The sequence below is a fragment of the Corynebacterium sp. ES2730-CONJ genome (genome assembly GCF_024834055.1).
Lineage (GTDB): Bacteria > Actinomycetota > Actinomycetes > Mycobacteriales > Mycobacteriaceae > Corynebacterium.
The window spans coordinates 23,339-41,805 of the sequence record NZ_JANUXZ010000003.1 but is presented as its reverse complement, the minus strand read 5'-3'; the positions used below and the strand labels follow the sequence as shown (position 1 = coordinate 41,805).

At 54.0% G+C, this 18,467-nt stretch carries 15 protein-coding genes and 1 tRNA gene; 10 read left to right on the top strand and 6 right to left on the bottom strand.

Translation table 11 applies throughout. From position 1 onward, the window contains the following. The first annotated feature begins 52 nt into the window (after positions 1-52). Genes NXS13_RS04210 through NXS13_RS04200 form a run of 3 tightly spaced genes read left to right on the top strand, consistent with a single transcriptional unit; the run spans position 53 to position 3,980 of the window. Positions 53-592 carry a PadR family transcriptional regulator gene (locus NXS13_RS04210; protein ID WP_259078365.1) on the top strand — a complete coding sequence of 180 codons (540 nt, stop codon included), beginning with the start codon at positions 53-55 and terminating at the stop codon, positions 590-592. Beyond that, entirely contained in the window at positions 592-1,269 is a 678-nt protein-coding gene (locus NXS13_RS04205) for an ABC transporter ATP-binding protein (RefSeq protein ID WP_259078366.1), read from the top strand. The genes NXS13_RS04210 and NXS13_RS04205 overlap by 1 nt, the downstream gene beginning before the upstream one ends. Continuing rightward, positions 1,269-3,980, top strand: coding sequence for an ABC transporter permease (locus NXS13_RS04200; protein WP_259289423.1), 2,712 nt, complete (start codon positions 1,269-1,271; stop codon positions 3,978-3,980). Before NXS13_RS04205 ends, NXS13_RS04200 begins: the two co-directional genes overlap by 1 nt. Before the next feature lie 33 nt (positions 3,981-4,013). On the opposite strand, the gene pcrA is transcribed toward NXS13_RS04200, so the two are convergent. Continuing rightward, complete coding sequence (gene pcrA, locus NXS13_RS04195; RefSeq protein ID WP_259289422.1) at positions 4,014-6,395, bottom strand: DNA helicase PcrA; 2,382 nt, start codon at positions 6,393-6,395, stop codon at positions 4,014-4,016. Between the two features lie 84 nt (positions 6,396-6,479). Here pcrA and NXS13_RS04190 point away from each other — a divergent pair, with 84 nt between their 5' ends. Continuing rightward, complete coding sequence (locus tag NXS13_RS04190; protein WP_259078370.1) at positions 6,480-6,797, top strand: chorismate mutase; 318 nt, start codon at positions 6,480-6,482, stop codon at positions 6,795-6,797. Between the two features lie 130 nt (positions 6,798-6,927). After that, positions 6,928-8,565: a glucose-6-phosphate isomerase gene (pgi, locus tag NXS13_RS04185; protein ID WP_259078372.1), complete on the top strand. Its 1,638-nt coding sequence runs from the start codon at positions 6,928-6,930 to the stop codon at positions 8,563-8,565. Between the two features lie 44 nt (positions 8,566-8,609). Here the strand turns inward: pgi and NXS13_RS04180 are convergent, their stop codons facing one another. From NXS13_RS04180 to NXS13_RS04170, 3 genes are read right to left on the bottom strand one after another with little or no spacing between them, the layout of a single operon-like run. Continuing rightward, entirely contained in the window at positions 8,610-9,422 is an 813-nt protein-coding gene (locus NXS13_RS04180; protein WP_259078374.1) for a DNA-formamidopyrimidine glycosylase family protein, read from the bottom strand. Further along, positions 9,422-9,820, bottom strand: coding sequence for a YccF domain-containing protein (locus tag NXS13_RS04175; protein ID WP_259078376.1), 399 nt, complete (start codon positions 9,818-9,820; stop codon positions 9,422-9,424). Before NXS13_RS04175 ends, NXS13_RS04180 begins: the two co-directional genes overlap by 1 nt. A 20-nt stretch (positions 9,821-9,840) precedes the next feature. Next, positions 9,841-14,556 carry an ATP-dependent helicase gene (locus tag NXS13_RS04170; protein ID WP_259289421.1) on the bottom strand — a complete coding sequence of 1,572 codons (4,716 nt, stop codon included), beginning with the start codon at positions 14,554-14,556 and terminating at the stop codon, positions 9,841-9,843. A gap of 57 nt (positions 14,557-14,613) precedes the next feature. Between NXS13_RS04170 and NXS13_RS04165 the strand changes: the two genes are divergently transcribed. From NXS13_RS04165 to NXS13_RS04150, 4 genes are all read left to right on the top strand, one after another. After that, positions 14,614-15,372, top strand: coding sequence for a 3'(2'),5'-bisphosphate nucleotidase CysQ (locus NXS13_RS04165; protein WP_259078379.1), 759 nt, complete (start codon positions 14,614-14,616; stop codon positions 15,370-15,372). Between the two features lie 126 nt (positions 15,373-15,498). Then, complete coding sequence (locus NXS13_RS04160) at positions 15,499-16,302, top strand: thymidylate synthase (RefSeq protein WP_259078381.1); 804 nt, start codon at positions 15,499-15,501, stop codon at positions 16,300-16,302. A gap of 2 nt (positions 16,303-16,304) precedes the next feature. Next, positions 16,305-16,799: a dihydrofolate reductase gene (locus NXS13_RS04155; RefSeq protein ID WP_259289420.1), complete on the top strand. Its 495-nt coding sequence runs from the start codon at positions 16,305-16,307 to the stop codon at positions 16,797-16,799. A gap of 11 nt (positions 16,800-16,810) precedes the next feature. Then, positions 16,811-17,068, top strand: coding sequence for a mycoredoxin (locus tag NXS13_RS04150; protein WP_259078383.1), 258 nt, complete (start codon positions 16,811-16,813; stop codon positions 17,066-17,068). On the opposite strand, the gene cobF is transcribed toward NXS13_RS04150, so the two are convergent. Further along, positions 17,063-17,812: a precorrin-6A synthase (deacetylating) gene (gene cobF / locus NXS13_RS04145; protein ID WP_259289419.1), complete on the bottom strand. Its 750-nt coding sequence runs from the start codon at positions 17,810-17,812 to the stop codon at positions 17,063-17,065. The genes NXS13_RS04150 and cobF overlap by 6 nt on opposite strands. Before the next feature lie 4 nt (positions 17,813-17,816). Then, on the bottom strand, positions 17,817-18,113 hold the full coding sequence (locus NXS13_RS04140; RefSeq protein WP_259078386.1) for a hypothetical protein: 297 nt from the start codon (positions 18,111-18,113) through the stop codon (positions 17,817-17,819). A 195-nt stretch (positions 18,114-18,308) separates the two neighbouring features. Here NXS13_RS04140 and NXS13_RS04135 point away from each other — a divergent pair. Then, positions 18,309-18,381: transfer RNA gene (locus tag NXS13_RS04135), tRNA-Arg, on the top strand. The last annotated feature ends 86 nt before the right edge of the window (positions 18,382-18,467 follow it).

Genomic DNA, 18,467 nt, shown 5'->3' with positions numbered 1-18,467 from the left:
AACCTCAAAGTTAGTTACTCAGTAACCTCTATTCTTAGGAGAAGGCAGCACCATGGCTATCAAGCAAGCACTCCTTGCGCTACTGCTCAGACAACGCCTCACACCCAGTCAATTGCAAGCGCAATTCCTCGAACTGACCGACCACACTCAAACCCTCAATATGGGGCAAGTAACCCAGACCCTCAAGAGGCTCGAACGAGATCAGCTCATCACTGCAGCTGGCCCCATCACTGGCGCCAACGGACACCAATCGGAAAGTTACCTCATCACCGAACAAGGCGCTGAACTCGTCCGCGAGTGGTTTAGGCGCCCAGTATCTACCCCGTTAAGCGAAAGAGATGAATTAGAAACAAAGATCTACCTCGCTATTGCCGACCCATCCATCGACCTCATCGATCTACTCGATAATCAGCGCTCCGAAATTTTAGGCCAGCTTCGCATCTTAAATAAGCAGGCTCGAGAGCTACCCCACCAACGCCTCCCGCGACGTCTGCTGATCGAACACCGCATCTACACTCTCGAAGCTCAGGCTCGCTGGCTCGATCGCATCGAATCCCTCCACCCCTGCCCCACCCACCAAGGAGAACGGTAATGTACCCCATCGAACTCAACGGCATCTCTTGCGTATTCGGCTCCGGCGCCCGGCGCGTCGTGGCCCTCGATCATATCGATCTCACAGTGGGTCAAGGCGAGCTTGTCGCCGTCATGGGACCATCCGGATCAGGGAAATCCACCTTGCTCAATGTTGCGGGTTTATTACAACAACCTACATCAGGGCGGGTTCTTATTGATGGTGTTGATACCTCCAATATGAATGATGCTTATGCTGCCCGACTGCGTCGCCAACACATCGGAGTAGTTTTCCAGCGCTATAACCTCATACCAACGCTGACAGTAGCCGAGAATATTGCGCTCCCTCTAGAGCTTGAGGGTGCTTCCTTTGCCAGCCTCACCGACGATATCGCCGCGGCTTTGGAGGAAGTGGGACTTTCGGACACCTTCGACCGATACCCAGGGGAGATCTCCGGTGGGCAAGCGCAGCGCGTCGCCATTGCTCGAGCCCTCATTGGTCCTCGAAGTATCGTGCTTGCTGATGAGCCCACAGGGGCTTTGGACACCTCCAGCAGCGAAGAGGTAATGAAAGTCCTCCGAGATCGAGTTGATCGCGGTGCCGCAGGAATTCTGGTGACCCACGAACCTCGTTTAGCGGCCTGGACTGACCGCATTGTCCATGTCCGTGACGGCAAAATCTCAGTGAAGGAGTTCTAATGAGCGCGTATATAGCCAGTCTTAGGCCCACGCTTCGAGACTTAAGAGCGCACCTATGGAGAAGTATTGCTGGTATATTGCTCGTTACTATCCCCGTAGCGGTGGTGAGCTTTAATATCGCCATGGACCAGTCGCGTATGAGCCTCTCGGATCTTCGCGCCGACACAACTGTCGTAGAGTCTCTCGGAGGCCAGTGTAAACAAGATATCACCGGGTATAACTACGAATGCTCTAACGAGTCCGATGCCCGCACAGATCCCCGCTCAGAAGCTCGGATCTTTGGTGCACGCGCTCAGCTCGAGCCCGTTGCCACAGCAGAGGCTCTCGCTACTATCGACGGCAGAAATACTACACTCCAGATCACGCATATCCCTGATAATCAGGCCCTCGAACGGGCGCCTTCATTAAACCCAGGAGAGATTATCATTGGCGAAGGATCAGCGGGACGGTTAGGGCTGCGGCCAGGAGATACGCTGAGGGTGACGGAAAATCGGCTCATTGATAGCACCCGTGCAGCCACAACCACCCTCACAGTAAAATCCATATCGCCAGGCTGGGACAGCTTCGTGCTCATCGGCTCCCTGCTCTCTGTCGACGACGTGGCCCAATCAGCCAACACCCAGTGGGTCCTCAGGGATGCCGAAACCCCGAGCTGGTCCACCGTGAAGCAGGCCAATGCCCGCGGCATGGTGGTGCAATCGGAAGCTGTCATGGAATCGGCTTCGGATATCCCTGACGAAGAACTCTATCCAGGTTTTGACTTGAAGGACTTTAATTCTTCCTACGCAGCAGAGTCTGTGATGTGGTTGTTCATATCATTCACTTTTATCCTCATTCTCTTGCTGATCATGATGAGTGTGATCACTCCTGTTTTTGCTATTGCGGCCACGAAACAGGCCGAGGTCTACGCCCAGATGCGCACCCAGGGCGCTTCCCGACGCCATATTCGCCTCGCGGTTTTAAGCTACGGCCTCGTCACCGCTCTTATCGGCGCCACCCTGGGGCTGGTCATCGGATTGGGTACCTTCTTTTTTCGGTGGACGTACCTCTTTCCTGATTTCAGCTTAGATTTTGCCCCGCTGCTTCAGCTATTAGTGTTCGTTACCGCTGTAGCTGGGGGTATAGGAGCCGCATATGTGCCCGCCCTCCTGGCTAGTCGCGGGTCCCCTATCGCTGGGGTTACCCTGAATCGCTCCGACCAGATTCTGCGCTGGCACAAGTGGATGACCATCGGTCCTGTGCTGCTCCTGCTGAGCATTATTGGTGCTATCGCCCTGCATTCCTTACCGCACTCTTCCGAGGCCGTAGCCTATTCCAGTGGGGACACTGTCATGGCCCTTGCAGCCATCCAGTTCTTGCTCACAGTGGGAGGAATACTCGGTCTCATCGGCTGCGTTCCGGGGTTGATCTACCTTGCGGGGCTGATCAGAAAACCACTATCCGCACGTCTGGCAGCTCGGCTCGTGAGAAGGCAAGCCCTGCGCTCGAGCTCCATCGTGATGGCGCTTTTGGCCATTGCAACAATAACAACCTTCCTCACAGTCGCCGGCCTCGGCTACTCTAGTCCGTGGCGCGTCGTCGAGGCTAAAACATTCTCGGAAACACTTGTCACCATTGGGAGTGCTACCGAGAAAACATCTCCGGATATCGCCAGCGCCTTATCCGCCCGCGATGAAAATATCGAAAAAGTTGTCGCCGGCGCCACTATTACCCCACTGCCAACCCTGACGACCTCGGACTGGTCAGATTTCTCCCTGGAGATTGCAGATGGCTGCCGCGCTCACGATTGGTCTCATTTCTCCTATCAAGGTCAATCGCCTACTGATTCTCCTGAGGCGGCTCGGCACTGTCGACATAAGATATTAAATCCCACTGTGAATCTGCAATCAGGCATCTCAACAATAGTATTAGGAGAGGCCGATAACGGAATCCTGGACCTCTTTACCTTAAGTCCAGAGCAACGTGCCCGCGCCGCTGACGTTCTTGCAGCAGGTGGAGTCTTGGGAAGTAGCGCCATCGTCCACGAGGGCGCCACGGCAGACTTTATTCTGAGTGAACTTCCCCAAGACGAGGGAGTCCATACCATTGGACGAGCCCAACTCCCCTTCGCGGCTGTTCTGCCCGAATTCTATAATGGGTGGATCCTGAGCCCACAGGCTGCCCAAGCGCTCATCCAGCAGAATCAGACCATCAAGTTCGACACCTCAACCTACGCGGTCAACTTCCCCGAGATTCCCTCATCGAAGATACTCAACAAGATCTCCGAAATGGTCGACGATTATTACTACACCTCCTACTTCCCAGAATCGCAATTCCAGGCAGAGTACCTCTACCTAGCGGCATTATTCATTGTGATTGTAGCTCTGATGATCATTCTGGCAGCGCCAACAATGAGGCAGCAGAACGAACAACTATTCACTCTCGGCGCCGCGCCGAAGCTGCTCAGCGCAATCAGCGCCTTTTATGGAATTATCACCACATTATTGGCTACTATTCCAGCCCTGATCTTAGGACATGGGCTCGGTTATATTTTACTCGACAGTAGCGAATATGATATCAACGGCGAACTCATCTCTTTGGGTGGCCGGGGGCTATACCAAGGTTCGTGGCCGATCGTCATTCTCTTCCTTCTAGTGCTTCCCGCCGTGGCGGGGCTGCTGGGGGCCTTCCTCGGCCGTCCGCGCGATCTGGTGAAGTACCGACAGGATTAGAAATAGGGGCCATGAGATATGGCCCCCATATCCCTATAGCTTCTCCAACGGAAGTCCGCCAATGAGCATCAGACGAACTTTTCCGGAAGAACCAAAATCGATCATCACGGTGGTATGTGCGGCACTTCCGCCTACCTCCATCACAGTTCCGAGCCCATATTTAGCGTGATTCACACGATCACCGACCTCGAGATGAAGGTCACGTGCTTGCGTCTTCGGCCCACCCAAGGGCCGCTGCCGCGTTGAGCGCTGCGGAGGAATATACGGGGCACTCGACCCACCTGACCATTCAGATCTCTCAGGTTCCACCCGCTGGAAGTGAATAAGATCTTCCGGAATTTCGCCAATGAATCGAGACGGCGGGTTACTCACCGCATTACCCCAGGAAGATCGAATCATAGCGCGCGAAATATAGAGCTGCTCCCGCGCTCGTGTAATACCGACATAAGCTAATCGACGCTCCTCTGAGAGTTCCCGTGGATCCCCGAGAGCGCGCATATGCGGAAATTGCCCATCTTCCCACCCGATGAGGAAAACCACCGGGAACTCTAGGCCTTTGGCGGTATGTAAGGTCATCAATGTGACCACACCTTGTTCGTGCTCCGGGATCTGATCGGCATCAGCCACCAAAGATACCTTCTCCAAGAAGGCCTTTACGCTTCCTATCTCTTCTTCTAGTTCCTCATCGGTTCCCATCCGTTCATAGGCCAAAAGATTGGCAGCCTCCGAGGAAAATTCGCGGGCCACGGATACCAGTTCATTGAGGTTATCCAAGCGCGCCCCATCCTGAGGATCACTCGAAGCTTCCAGTTCCGCCTGATACCCTGTGGTTTCGAGAATCTCGGCGATAATATCGCCAATATTGGGAAGCTGGGTGACATCGTCAACCGCTCCTTGTGCGAATGTGCGCAGATGCTCGATCAACTCCACGAAGCCTGCAAGAGCTTTGTGCACCCGCGAGGTCATCAGGGCGATTCTTCCCTCGACGGCGTCTTTGAGCGCGTGGGAGAAAGAGACTCCAGTGCTTTCTGCATGCATAGTAAGCATCGCAATAGCCCGATCCCCGATCCCGCGCCGTGGAGTGTTGATCACGCGGCGCAGGGATACTTCATCGTCCGGATTATCGATAACCTTGAGGTAGGCGATAATATCGCGGATTTCCTTACGTTCATAGAACCGCGTACCGCCAACCACCTTATAGGGAATGCCCGTTCGAATAAAGATATCTTCCAGGGCGCGCGAGGAGTTATTAGTACGATACATCACAGCCATATCGGAGTAATTGCGTCCGCGATCGGTGAGCTTATCAATTTCAGCAGCCACAAAGCGCGCTTCATCGTGCTCATTATCAGCTACATAGCCCGTGATCTGGTCACCGTCTCCAAGATCGGTCCATAATTTCTTCTCGCGCCGATTGTCATTCTGGGCGATTAGTGCATTAGCGGCTGAAAGAATGGTCTGGGTGGAGCGGTAGTTCTGCTCTAGGAGGATCGTGCTTGCTTGGGGATAATCTCGCTCAAATTCCTCGATATTGCGAATTGTTGCCCCACGGAAAGCATAAATCGACTGGTCACTATCACCTACCACGCACAATTCTGAGGCATCGTCACCAGTGCCCACCAGCAACGCGATCATGCGGTACTGCGCGTGGTTAGTATCTTGGTACTCGTCGATCAGCACGTGCCGAAATCGGCGCCTGTAAAACGCAGCCACGTCGGGATACTCGGTGAAGATACGCACCACTTCACCGATGAGATCATCGAAGTCGAGTGCATTGGAACTGCGCAACCGCCTGTGATATTCCGCAAAAACCTCGGCTACAGTGGTATTAAAGGGATTTTTAATTGCCTCTGCGTCCGCGAGTGCCCGTTCAGGTGTGATTAGTTCATTTTTCCACTGCGATATATGGGCGGCGAGCATACGGGGGCTAAAACGCTTTAAATCCAGCTGCAGATCTTTGGCTATCATGCCGATCAGCCGTTTCGAATCGTCTGCATCATAGATGGTGAAATTTGCGTTTAGCCCCGCCACCAAATGTGACTGCTCGCGCAGAATGCGCACACACGTCGAGTGAAAGGTAGACACCCACATACGTTGAGCCACCGTGCCAACGAGCTCAGTGACACGCTCTCGCATTTCGGCTGCGGCTTTGTTGGTAAAGGTAATGGCAAGAATCTGGCCGGGATGGACATCGCGATACCGCATGAGATAGGCGATGCGCTTCGTCAGCACCGCGGTCTTGCCAGAACCAGCACCGGCCACGATCAGCAGTGGGGATCCCTGATGTTTCACCGCGGCCTCTTGTTGCGGATTTAAACCGGTAAGCAGATCTGGCTCATCTCGCACCGGGTGACTGGGGTTGGATATGTCACGATGGCGGCGGGAGGGGGAAAATGGCGAGTGATTGTCATTCATAGTGCCTCTAATGTACAACGCCAAAAGGACACAAGATGTTCTCCCTCTACCTTCTTGCCTTCTAGCGTGGCACAATAGGTAACCATGAACGATTCTGATCCCCACTTCGAGGTTCGGTTTCCCTCAGGCACCGACGATCCCCTCACGGATCGCGAGATCCAGCTGTACCGCGAAGAGATTAATCGTCTCGACCGTCTGATCCTTGATGCGGTGAAGCGTCGCACTGAGATTTCCAAGGCGATTGGACGCACGCGGATGTCCGCTGGCGGCACGCGTCTCGTTCACACCCGCGAACTGGCAATTATCAATCAGTTTCACGCCGAATTGGGCGATGAAGGCCCGAGCTTAGCGCAGATCTTATTGCGCATGGGTCGCGGGAAGCTCGGCACAAAATCCACCTAGCCTCAACTATGGTGTTGACCACCTTGAGCTCCCTCGAGGTCACTACTTAATATCATTATCGACTACCGTAGACTTTTAGGATCTTTCGCATTGTGCGAAACCAGTAATCGTCATGAATGGAGATATTCTCATGTCCCTTGATATCACTAGCTCCCCAGCGTGGAAAGAACTCAGCGTTGCCCATAAAGAACTCGAGCAGACCACTTTGCGCGAGCTTTTTAGCGCTGACAGTGAGCGCGCTTCCCGCCTCAGCTTCGAAGCCGCAGGATTACACGTCGATTTGTCGAAAAACCTGATCAATGACCAGGCCCTCGCAGCCCTGATCAAGGTCGCTGAAGCCGCCAATCTCTCCGGACGTATCGAGGAGATGTTCACCGGCGAACACATCAATAACACCGAAGACCGCGCCGTTCTCCACACCGCCCTGCGCCTACCTGTGGAAGAAAGCCTCAAGGTTGACGGCCAGAATATCGCCGCCGATGTGCACGAGGTCCTCAGCCGGATGCGCGACTTCGCAACCTCTCTGCGCTCGGGTAGCTGGTTAGGTTACACCGGACACACCATCAAAACCGTAGTCAATATCGGTATTGGCGGCTCCGATCTGGGTCCAGCCATGGCCACCAAAGCACTGCGCAGCTATGCCACTGCCGGTATCAATGCCACATTTGTTTCCAATGTTGATCCTGCCGATATGATTGCGGCGCTCGATGATCTCGATCCTGAGTCCACTCTCTTTATCGTGGCCTCGAAAACCTTCACCACCCAGGAAACCCTAGCGAATGCTCATGCTGCAAAGCGGTGGCTGGTAGAAAAGCTCGGCGCCGAAGAAGCAGTGGCCAAGCATTTCGTTGCGGTTTCCACGAATGCTGAGAAGGTTGCCGAATTCGGTATTGATACCAAGAATATGTTCGGCTTCTGGGAATGGGTCGGAGGCCGGTACTCTGTCGATTCTGCCATCGGTCTGGCCCTGATGGCTGTTATCGGCCCCCGCGATTTTATGCGCTTCCTCGAGGGCTTTAATGCCATGGATAAGCACTTCCGCACCGCCAGCTTGGAAGAAAATATTCCTGTTCTAATGGGCCTTTTGGGAGTTCTATATAATAATTTCTTCGGTGCGGAGACCCACGCGGTCCTACCTTATTCTGAAGACCTAGGGCGCTTCCCTGCTTATTTGCAACAGCTCACCATGGAATCCAACGGTAAGTCTGTGCGCCATGACGGCACCGCTGTGACTACCTCGACCGGTGAGATTTACTGGGGTGAACCCGGCACCAACGGCCAGCACGCTTTTTATCAGCTGATTCACCAGGGAACCAAACTGATCCCTGCTGATTTCATTGGATTCGCCCGCCCCAAGGAAGATCTTCCTACCGCTAGTGGATCTGGCTCCATGCATGACCTTCTGATGAGCAATTTCTTTGCTCAAACCAAGGTTCTAGCTTTTGGCAAGACCGCCGAAGAAATCGCCGCCGAAGGTGTTAAGAGCGAATTGGTCAATCACAAGGTGATGCCGGGCAATCGCCCCACCACCACTATTTTGGCTAAGGAATTGACCCCACAGGTACTCGGTGCCTTGATTGCCCTTTATGAACACATCACTTTTGTTCAAGGAGTCATCTGGGATATCAATTCCTTCGACCAGTGGGGTGTAGAACTAGGCAAGCAGCAGGCTAATGACCTGGCTCCAGCAGTCTCTGGCGAGAAAACTGTAGATTCTGGAGATAGCTCCACCGATCAGCTCATTACCTGGTATCGCAACCATCGCTAAAACCATGACTTAGCATAACCGGCCCTCTTATTGGGCCGGTTTTGCTATGTATTAGGTTGGCACTGAGAGCACCACCAAATAATGCGTTCGAGCTCCCCTTCTTCCCCGTGCGCGTCCTTGCCACCCAATTTCCCTTTTTCGATCAGCGTGCCACACCGTCGACACGGCTTACGATTACGACCGAAGACATAGGAGGTTTGGCCGGGGATTTTAACCCCTGTACTCACGCGGGTGGTCGATAGCCTGTTGGACCACATCAACCGTCGAGTGATTGCTAACACTTGATCGATATCAACATCTCCAACACGGCGTAACGGGTGCAAACCAGCCAGGAAAAGAATCTCGGCTCGGTACTCATTACCTACTCCAGCTAGATTTTTCTGATCCATCAGAGCTGCCCCGATCGTTCGATCCGGCCTTAAAAGGAGGCGTCTTTTAGCCTCGGCGGCATCAAACTCAGGGGCTAGAACGTCAGGTCCCAAATAACCAATCGCTTCGTCATATTCACTCGCCTTGATTACTCTGACCAGTCCTAAAGAATGGCCCACTATTTCGATGGGATCGTTGGGGGGATCTGCCAGTCTGAGTACCACGCGGGCGGTAAAAGCTGGCTTTCGCCATCGATCGCCTAAGCGGTGAACCGACCATGTTCCCTCCATTTTGAGGTGGGTCTGCAGAATATCTGGACCGAAAGCCATAAACAGGTGCTTGCCATAGGGCCACACCTTCTCGCATTGTCGACCACTGAAATCCGCAAGGGCGAATCGGGGAACCCGAATATCGCTAGAGATAACTTCCCGTCCGCTCATAAATTGCAGGCGTCGGGCTAATCGGAAGACGGAATCACCCTCGGGCATTAAAGAATACCGCGCGGTTGGGAGGACTGATCAGCGGCGACAATTCGTTTCCCGAACGGGAACAGACTCACCGGAATCATCTTGATATTAGCTATAGCTAGTGGGATCCCCACAATGGTGACTGCTTGCGCTGCAGCGGTCATAATATGGTTGAGGGCCAGCCACCAGCCTGCTACTAGGAACCAGAGGATATTGGCTACATCGCTCAAGCCGTTTGTTGCTTGGGGTTCCACGACTCGGCCGAAAGGCCAGAGCGCATAGCTGGCCATACGGAAGCTAGCCACCCCAATTGGGGCGGTAATTACGAAAAGGAAAGCGATAATTCCCGCTAAAAAATAGCCCAATGCTAACCACAGGCCTCCGCAGAGGACCCAAATGATATTGAGGATAGTACGCATAGGGCTCATCTTAGCGATCACTAGTCATCGAAGCTGAGATCAGCAGATGCATCGTCTAAACTCCGCCCTGGTCGCCCTCGTGTATTGCGGCGCGGGGTAGGCTGGTGCATCAAGACCAGTCCCCGTGGGTTGATGGATAAACCAGCCTCTTTCAGCGATTTAAGGAGAGGCGACTCCAAAGCTGAATCTCCGTTGACTTTCTCGATAACCAGCCGGGAACGCACCTTTTCTCCGAGGGCATTAATGACCAAATCATAAGCTGGCTCGGGGGTGTCCATCAGGATGAGGTTCTTTCCTCCTCGAGTCATATAAGCCGCGAGGAGGCCATCGATGAGCACAACAAGGGATCCAGCAGCCCGCGTTAAACCCCGTTCTGGCCAGGCGATAGCGGCCCCATAAGGATTGGCAGGATCGGCTGCGGCAAGAACCACAACCTCAGGGTTCTTCGCACCCGACGGCCATCCTGAAATATCGGCACTATCGTCATAACCACGCAAACGGTCGATAATCGCCGGTGTTGAAAATTGAGTAGCGCCCATACCTTCAATTAAGTGCCCGCGCATCGCTTTGCCAGATTCTTCGAACTGCTTGAGAACCTTGTACACCAAGGCGAAGCCACCAACGATATCTTCACCCATCGCACTACCACGAGTTACCACTCCATAGCGATCCAGTAGTGTTTCACCGAGCGTGAAGGCCCGCGACGTGGCATCCGTGGAGGCGGCTGTCGTGCGCCCCCACCGTCCCACCATATCGGGAGGCGTGGTGTGAGTGGGGACTTGACTGCGCATTCCTCGAAAGCGCCCCCTGCTTCGGTTCGGGGTGCGCTTGGCCCTATGCGCGGTATTCTTTCCCCCTGCCAGGCGGGCGCGAATAGGGCGAAAACTATCGGGAGACACCAGCCCCAATTCAAAGAGACCCCATAGCGCCTCCCTCAGGTCCTTATCAAGGGCATCCGATCTGAGCTCCTGGTAGAGATGACTGCCAGAAGTGCCCAGTTGAGTTAATACACTTTCTTGTAAATCAGTCAACGAATAATCGCTGGGGTCGGTGATCAGAGAATCTGCGTAGGCAGCTGGAACCAAGGTCAGCCATGGATCTCCGGCCCCGGCCTTACCTTGGCCGATGATGAGTACCTCACCGTTATAGGTCAGTTCATCAAGGTCCGCCGGGTTGTAGTTTCGCACGCGGTTGGGGAAGATCCACTCCTCCCAGGCACTCGCCGGCAACCGGACGCCGGCGAGCTGCTCGATAACGCTGTACACCCCATCCACACCATAGAGTTCAGGCTCGCTGCCCACGGCAGCCACTTGATGCCACGACGAGAGAAACCGGGCAAAGGCAGAAGGTGACACGGGGGCGGTTTGGCTGCGCAATTTCGCCAGCGATTTACTCCGAATTATGCGGAGCACTTCACTGGCAATATACTCTTCCGCCTCAATTCCCTTACGGTAATGGCCAGCGATAATTGCCTTAGATTCCATGAGTTTTTCTAAGGAAGCAAAAGCGACGCTCGCAGCCAGACCGAATGCGTTTTGGAGATCTGAGAGCACAAATGGTCCGCGGGTGCGAGCCCACCTGGCTACTAATTGGTCAAGAGCATCAGTCACTGGCTCAATCTGTGCTCCCACCCCTCTCGGTACGGGGACGCCAAGACCATCGCGTAAAACAGCCGCGTCGGCTACCTGGGCCAGATGGTCGAGGCCGTTAATGCGTACCTGCATGATCCTGTTGGGGAATTGTTTGAGGAGTTCAGCCGTGCTGGTATCAAAGCTAATATGCTCATTCAGATCAGCAATAGGCCCTAAAATGCGCAAGGCATCTATAAGTTCCTCGGGGTTGCGGGCCTGGCGATCCGTGCTAATACGACGCAGCTGGGCGTCTACTTCGGCGATAATCTCAGGTTCAAGGAGCTCCCGCAATTCCACTGTGCCCATGAGTTTGGCTAAGAGGGCTGGGTCGAGGGCCAAGGCGGCTGCTCGTTTTTCAGCTAAGGGGCTATCGCCCTCGTAGACAAAGGCACCGGTATAACTAAAAAGAATCGAGGCCGCGAATGGCGAGGGCTGCTCAGTTGTGATCTCAACAATGCGGGTTTTCTTGAGCTTGAGGTCTTCGAGAACGCCTACCAGACTCGGTAGATCATAAACATCTTGCAAGCATTCGCGTACTGCCTCCAAGATGATGGGGAAAGTCGGATATTTCCGAGCCACATCGAGTAACTGGGCGGCCCGCTGCCGCTGCTGCCATAGTGGTGCGCGCTTGCCCGGATGACGTCTCGGCAATAACAGCGCACGGGCGGCACATTCGCGAAAACGCGAGGCAAAGAGCGCCGAATTGCCAACCTGCTCGGTCACAATATGCTCGATTGCATCGGGGTCAATGAGGAATAGTTCAGCCCCAGGTTCCACATCAGCATCCGGCAACCGCAGCACAATCCCATCGTCCGAGCTCACTGCTTGCGCATCTATTCCTGTGCGCTGCGCAATCTCCGAGCCCACAGCTAACGCCCACGCGGCATTAACGCCGCGACCGAACGGCGTATGTAAAACGACCCGCCAGTCTCCGAGGTCGTCGCGGAAACGTTCCAGAACAAAGGTGCGCTCATCGGGGATGACCCCTGTCGCTTCGTGCTGTTCCTGGAGAAAACGAACGATATTCTCGCGGGCATTATGGTCGAGGGTGGCAATCTCCTCGAGAGCATGTGGTGTAGAAAAGATCTCGCGTCGGAAAGCGCCGACCGCTTTTCCTAATTCCGCTGGGCGACCGAGCTGATCGCCCACCCAAAACGGCAGGCGCCCCGAATGCCCTGGTGCGGGACTAACCAATACCTGGTCGCGAGTGATCTCTTCAATTCTCCAGCTCGACGCTCCAAGAGTGAATACATCACCAACCCGAGATTCATATACCATCTCCTCATCGAGTTCACCCACACGGCGTGCGCCGACCTCGCCGCCTACGAGATAGACCCCGAATAAGCCCCGATCGGGAATCGTGCCGCCACTGGTCACCGCAACACGCTGGGCCCCAGGTCTGGCAGATAACGTGCCAGTGATGCGATCGTAGACTATGCGGGGTTTCAGTTCCGCAAAATCAGTGGAAGGGTAGACTCCACTGGCTAAGTCGAGCACGGCATCGTAGACCTCACGCGGCAGCGTGCGGTAGGGAAAAGCGCGTATAACAGTCGCATACCATTCCTCGACATCGATATCCTCGACCGCCACCTGGGCGACAGTCTGTTGAACCAACACATCGAGGGGGTTGCGCGGGATATGCAGTGCCTCAATACGGCCGCCCCGCATCCTTTTAACAGTCACTGCTGTTTGCACGAGATCCGAGCGATGTTTGGGGTAGAAAGAGCCGTGTGAAACAGCTCCCACCACGTGCCCGGCGCGCCCTACTCGTTGCAGCCCTGATGCCACCGATGGCGGAGCTTCGACCTGAATGACTAAGTCCACTGCTCCCATATCAATGCCTAGTTCGAGTGAGCTGGTGGACACCACGGCGCGGAGTGCTCCTTCTTTGAGCATGGTTTCGGTGGTGGCGCGCTCGTCTTTGCTCACCGAGCCGTGGTGTGCTCGGGCGATCACCAACCCCGCATCTTTGATCGCATCCTTACTCGGCATCACCTGGGCCGGAATCGTACTTTGTGCTGGGGTCTCAAGCACCTCGGGCGAATGCTCTGTGACATAGAGTTCGTTGAGCCTCGCGGCGAGCTTTTCGGCGCTGCGTCTGGAATTGACAAAGATGATCGTGGATCGGTGGTCCATGACCTCGTCGTAGAGCATGGCTTCTATATGTGGCCAGATGGAGCCAGTGCGCTGATCCCCGCCGATCATCATAGTTTCGTCGGTATTGCTACTGAGCCCTAAAGAATCGTCGATCAGTTCGTCATTAGCTGTGAGAGATTGATCGAGTGTGGGCAAATCCGACATATCCTCCACGGGCACGCGGACCACGAGATCAAAGCTCTTAGTCGCTGGGGGGTTAATAATCTGCACAGGACGATCGCCGCCTAGAAATTGGGCTACTGTCTCAATCGGCCGCACGGTTGCTGAAAGCCCGATGCGCTGGAGTCCGCTCCGGTTCGTGCCCTCGGCTGCAATCAGGCGCTCGAGGCGTTCTAAGCTGAGGGCCAAATGCACCCCGCGTTTGGAACCCGCTATGGCGTGAATCTCGTCAATAATCACGGTGCGCACTGTTGTGAGGATGCCTCGCGCCTTGGACGTCAGCATCAAGTAGGCAGACTCTGGGGTGGTAATAAGAATATCTGGTGGGTTACGTAATTGAGCTGCGCGTTCGGCGGCTGGGGTGTCGCCCGAGCGAACACCAACGGTAATAGTAGGGTGCGCGAGTCCGAGATTGGCTGCGGTGCGCGCGATTCCGATAAGAGGGGCGCGCAGGTTGCGCTCGACATCGACTCCGAGCGCTTTCAGTGGAGAGATATAGAGGACCTTAACGCCTACACCTGCGTCTTTATCTGATTCCGACGCTGGGTCGAAAGTGTTATTTGCCACAGCTAGTGTGGTTTGACCTGAGGTCGTAGAAAGCTCGTTAAGTGACCATAAGAAGGCTGCTAGCGTTTTACCTGAGCCGGTTGGAGCAACCACGAGGGCATTTTCACCAGCAGAAATGGCCTTCCATGAGGCATTCTGCACAGAGGTAGGTGAGGCGAATACATCGGTGAACCAGGTGCGCACAGCTGGTTGAAAACGCTCGAAAACTTTCTCAGAATCCACTGAGAGATCATTGTCAATAATGTTCAATTTTTCGCTGACCCTCTAGACTAGTTAACTATGACTGCTCAATTTGATGATGCTACGTTGACCTACCGAATCGCCAAAGGCACCGGCGATATCCTTAAAGGCGTGCGCACAGATGATGTTCTGCGGGATCGTGCCCTAGGCGATGCTGGCGACGATCTTGCCCAAAACTGGATCGCCCGCGTTCTCGCCCAGCACCGCCCACACGACGGATTCCTTTCTGAAGAAGCAGCCGATAACCCAGAGCGCTTAGGTAAAGAGCGCGTTTGGATCATCGATCCGCTCGATGGCACTAAAGAATATGCCACCGGACGTCAGGATTGGGCTGTGCATATCGCACTGGTTGAGAACGGGATTCCCACTCATGCCGCAGTTGGTCTCCCCGACCTTGGCGTGGTCTTCCATTCCGACGAAGCCCGTGCCGTTACCGGCCCGATGTCCAAGCGTATCGCAATTTCACACAACCGCCCACCCGCAGTAGCCCAGCATGTAACAAAGAGCCTCGGTTTCTCCTCGGTCTCCTTAGGTTCGGCTGGTGCCAAGGCTATGCACGTTCTGCTGGGTGATTATGATGCCTATATCCACGCCGGCGGCCAGTACGAGTGGGATTCCGCAGCCCCAGTTGGTGTGTGTAAAGCCGCAGGTCTGCATTGCTCGCGCCTCGATGGCAGTGAATTAACCTATAACAACAAAGATACCTATATGCCAGATATTCTCATCTGCCGCCCAGAGTTAGCGGAAGAGATCATTAAGCTGGCTACTGAGTTTCGAGATGAGCACGGATCTTATTAAGATGCACCTCTAGACTTTAGCCCGCTGCACCCCGAGACCTTTGATTCACTCGGTGTGTGGCGGGTTTAAAAACGTACGATGGTGCACTGAGCATAAATACAACTCGGAGATAAAGGAGCGTTCACCGTGTCTACTATTGCCACCCCCTATGAGGATCTCCTGCGGAAAATTCTCTCAGATGGATCTCATAAAGACGATCGCACAGGTACGGGAACGACGAGCTTATTTGGACAACAAATGCGCTTTGACTTAGCGCAATCGTTTCCGCTTATTACTACCAAGAAAGTGCACGTGCATTCAGTTGTTGGCGAATTACTGTGGTTCTTGCAGGGTTCATCAAATGTGCGATGGTTACAGGACAATAATATTCGCATCTGGAACGAATGGGCCGATGAGAATGGGGACCTAGGCCCCATCTATGGGGTGCAGTGGCGCAGTTGGCCGACCCCCAATGGGGCTCATATCGATCAGATCTCTCAAGCTCTCACCACATTGAAAAATAACCCCGATTCCCGCCGCAATATTGTCTCGGCGTGGAATGTTTCCGAGCTCGACAATATGGCTCTGCCCCCCTGTCATCTCTTATTCCAGCTGTACGTGGCAGATAACAAGCTTTCCTGCCAGCTTTACCAGCGTAGTGCCGATATGTTTCTCGGGGTTCCCTTTAATATCGCTTCCTATTCTCTACTTACTCACATATTTGCCCAGCAAGCTGGTCTTGACGTCGGGGAATTTATCTGGACCGGTGGCGACTGCCATATTTACGATAATCACCGTGAGCAGGTAGCCCTGCAATTATCCAGAGATCCCCGCCCTTATCCCCAGCTCAAATTACGCACGGCACCAGATATATTCTCCTACACCTTCGACGATATTGCTTTCGAAGGCTACGATCCGCACCCTGTAATTAAGGCTCAGGTGGCGGTGTAGAGATGCTAGGAGCTATTTGGGCGCAAAATCTCAACCGTATAATCGGCGATGGCCTTACCATGCCGTGGCATGTGCCAGAGGATATGCGGTTCTTTAAAGAACAGACACTTAACCACACTGTCATTATGGGGCGCAAGACGTGGGAATCGTTGAGCGTGCGTCCCCTACCTCATCGGGAAAATATTATTATTTCCTCTCGCGAACCCGGCGCGTGGTCGCAGGGTGCCAGGGTGATACATGATCTAGCTCAGCTACCCGATCGTGGCTGGATCATCGGGGGTGGGGAGATTTACCGGCAAACACTCCCCCTGGTGGGTCGCATTGTTCGGACACTTATCGACGCCGATATCGAAGTTGGTGAAAAAGCCGTTCTAGCCCCTGAGATCCCCCAAGATTTTAGACTCACCGATCACACCGATTGGACCATCTCCCGTTCAGGCCAGAGTTATTGTTTTCAAACCTGGGATAGAATAGCAACAGAAATCTTCAGCGACTAAGGATTTGATTCATGAGTTCAACCCCCATCACCATCTATGCCACCTCGTGGTGCCCGTTCTGTCAGCGCTTGCTGGCCGATTTGGACCACAAGAATATCCCCTACACCACGGTTGATGTCGATGCTGATGCCACAGCCGCAGCGTGGGTGGAATCCGTCAATAGCGGCAATCGGGTAGTGCCCACCGTGCTGTATTCTGACGGATCCCACGCCACCAATCCTCCGGCCGGTCAAGTGGCGCGCCGCTATAAGGAGCTCAGCGCCTTATAGCTCTCGCAGGAGATAGATATCCAAAATCCAGCCGTGGCGCTGACGGAGATCTTGCTTGAGATCGCGCACCTCGTGACCGATCTCTGAAACATACCCGTGGCGCAGTACCTCCTTATCGGTGCCCAGATAGGCGCCCCACCACATATAGGTCTGAGGGCTAAAATTCTCCAGCCAAGCTGCGTGGCCGTCCAGCATAACCACACAATTGCGGCGCTCTATCTCTCGGGTATCTTTGAGGTTGCGGCCGGTAGTGATATGAATAGCTTCACCAATACGATTGAGAAGCAGTCCATGGCGTGCGGTCAGCACTTGGATAGCAGTAATGCCAGGAATAACATCAACTGCCATCTCTAGCCCCTCGAGCTCCCGCATTTTCTCGATAATGCGCAAGGTGGAATCATAAAGAGAGGGATCCCCCCAGACAAGAAAGGCGATCGTATCGTCCTTGTCTGAATTGTCTCGAATACTTGAGGCCAACAGGTGCGCTCGAGCGCTGTGCCAGGAGCGTACCTCGGCATCATAATTCTTAGGGTTGCGATCTCGGGGAGGATCTTCCACGGAATAGATCGGTGTTTGTGGAGCATGGCGATCGATGATACGATGCCGAAGCTCTAAGAGATCGGCCTTAGTATCGCCTTTATCGAGAGCAAAAACAGCTCGGGCGCGTTTGAGAGCTGCGCTAGCCTGTAGGGTGAGAAAATCTGGGTCGCCGGCACCGATGCCGATCACGAGAACTGTCCGCATTTATCTAATTCTCATCTTGTGGATCCACTGGGTCCACTGGATCCACAAAGCTCTCACGTTCACTAGAGGTGAAGTGCCCTGATAGGACGGTAAAATCAGCCGATATCTGTTGACGTAAATAGTGCTCACATGCCATTGACATCTGTTTAGCGTCATACCGGTTGAGGGTGAGCAAACGAGAGAGCGGATGTCCCTCGTCGTCGATCAGATCAAGGGCGAGATACTGGTGGCCATCCTCCTCGATCATTGATGCTGATACGCTAATTCCTGTAACATCGCGAAAAATCGCCTCGCTGGACATATCTAAACCTTCCTCACACTTCGTCTGCACTAGTTAGTAGTGGTGATTCTATACGGTTCTATGGCTAAGCAAAAGCATAGGCCAGATAGCCACCGGCTGGAATGGAGAGATATTTTTGCTGCTAGGGGTACTAATTATGGCCACTTCTTAGTATTCGGGTACGCTACCTAGATGGTGGGCTTTGACCCTACCGCTGCCCTAGTAGCTCAGTGGATAGAGCACGGCTCTCCTAAAGCCGGTGTCGGAGGTTCGATTCCTCTCTGGGGCACTTTTTTATTCCTAAGAGCGATCCCTAGTGAGTGAGCTCCAAACGATAGCCGGATTTTTAGTATCTATCTCATGGACCCCGCTTCC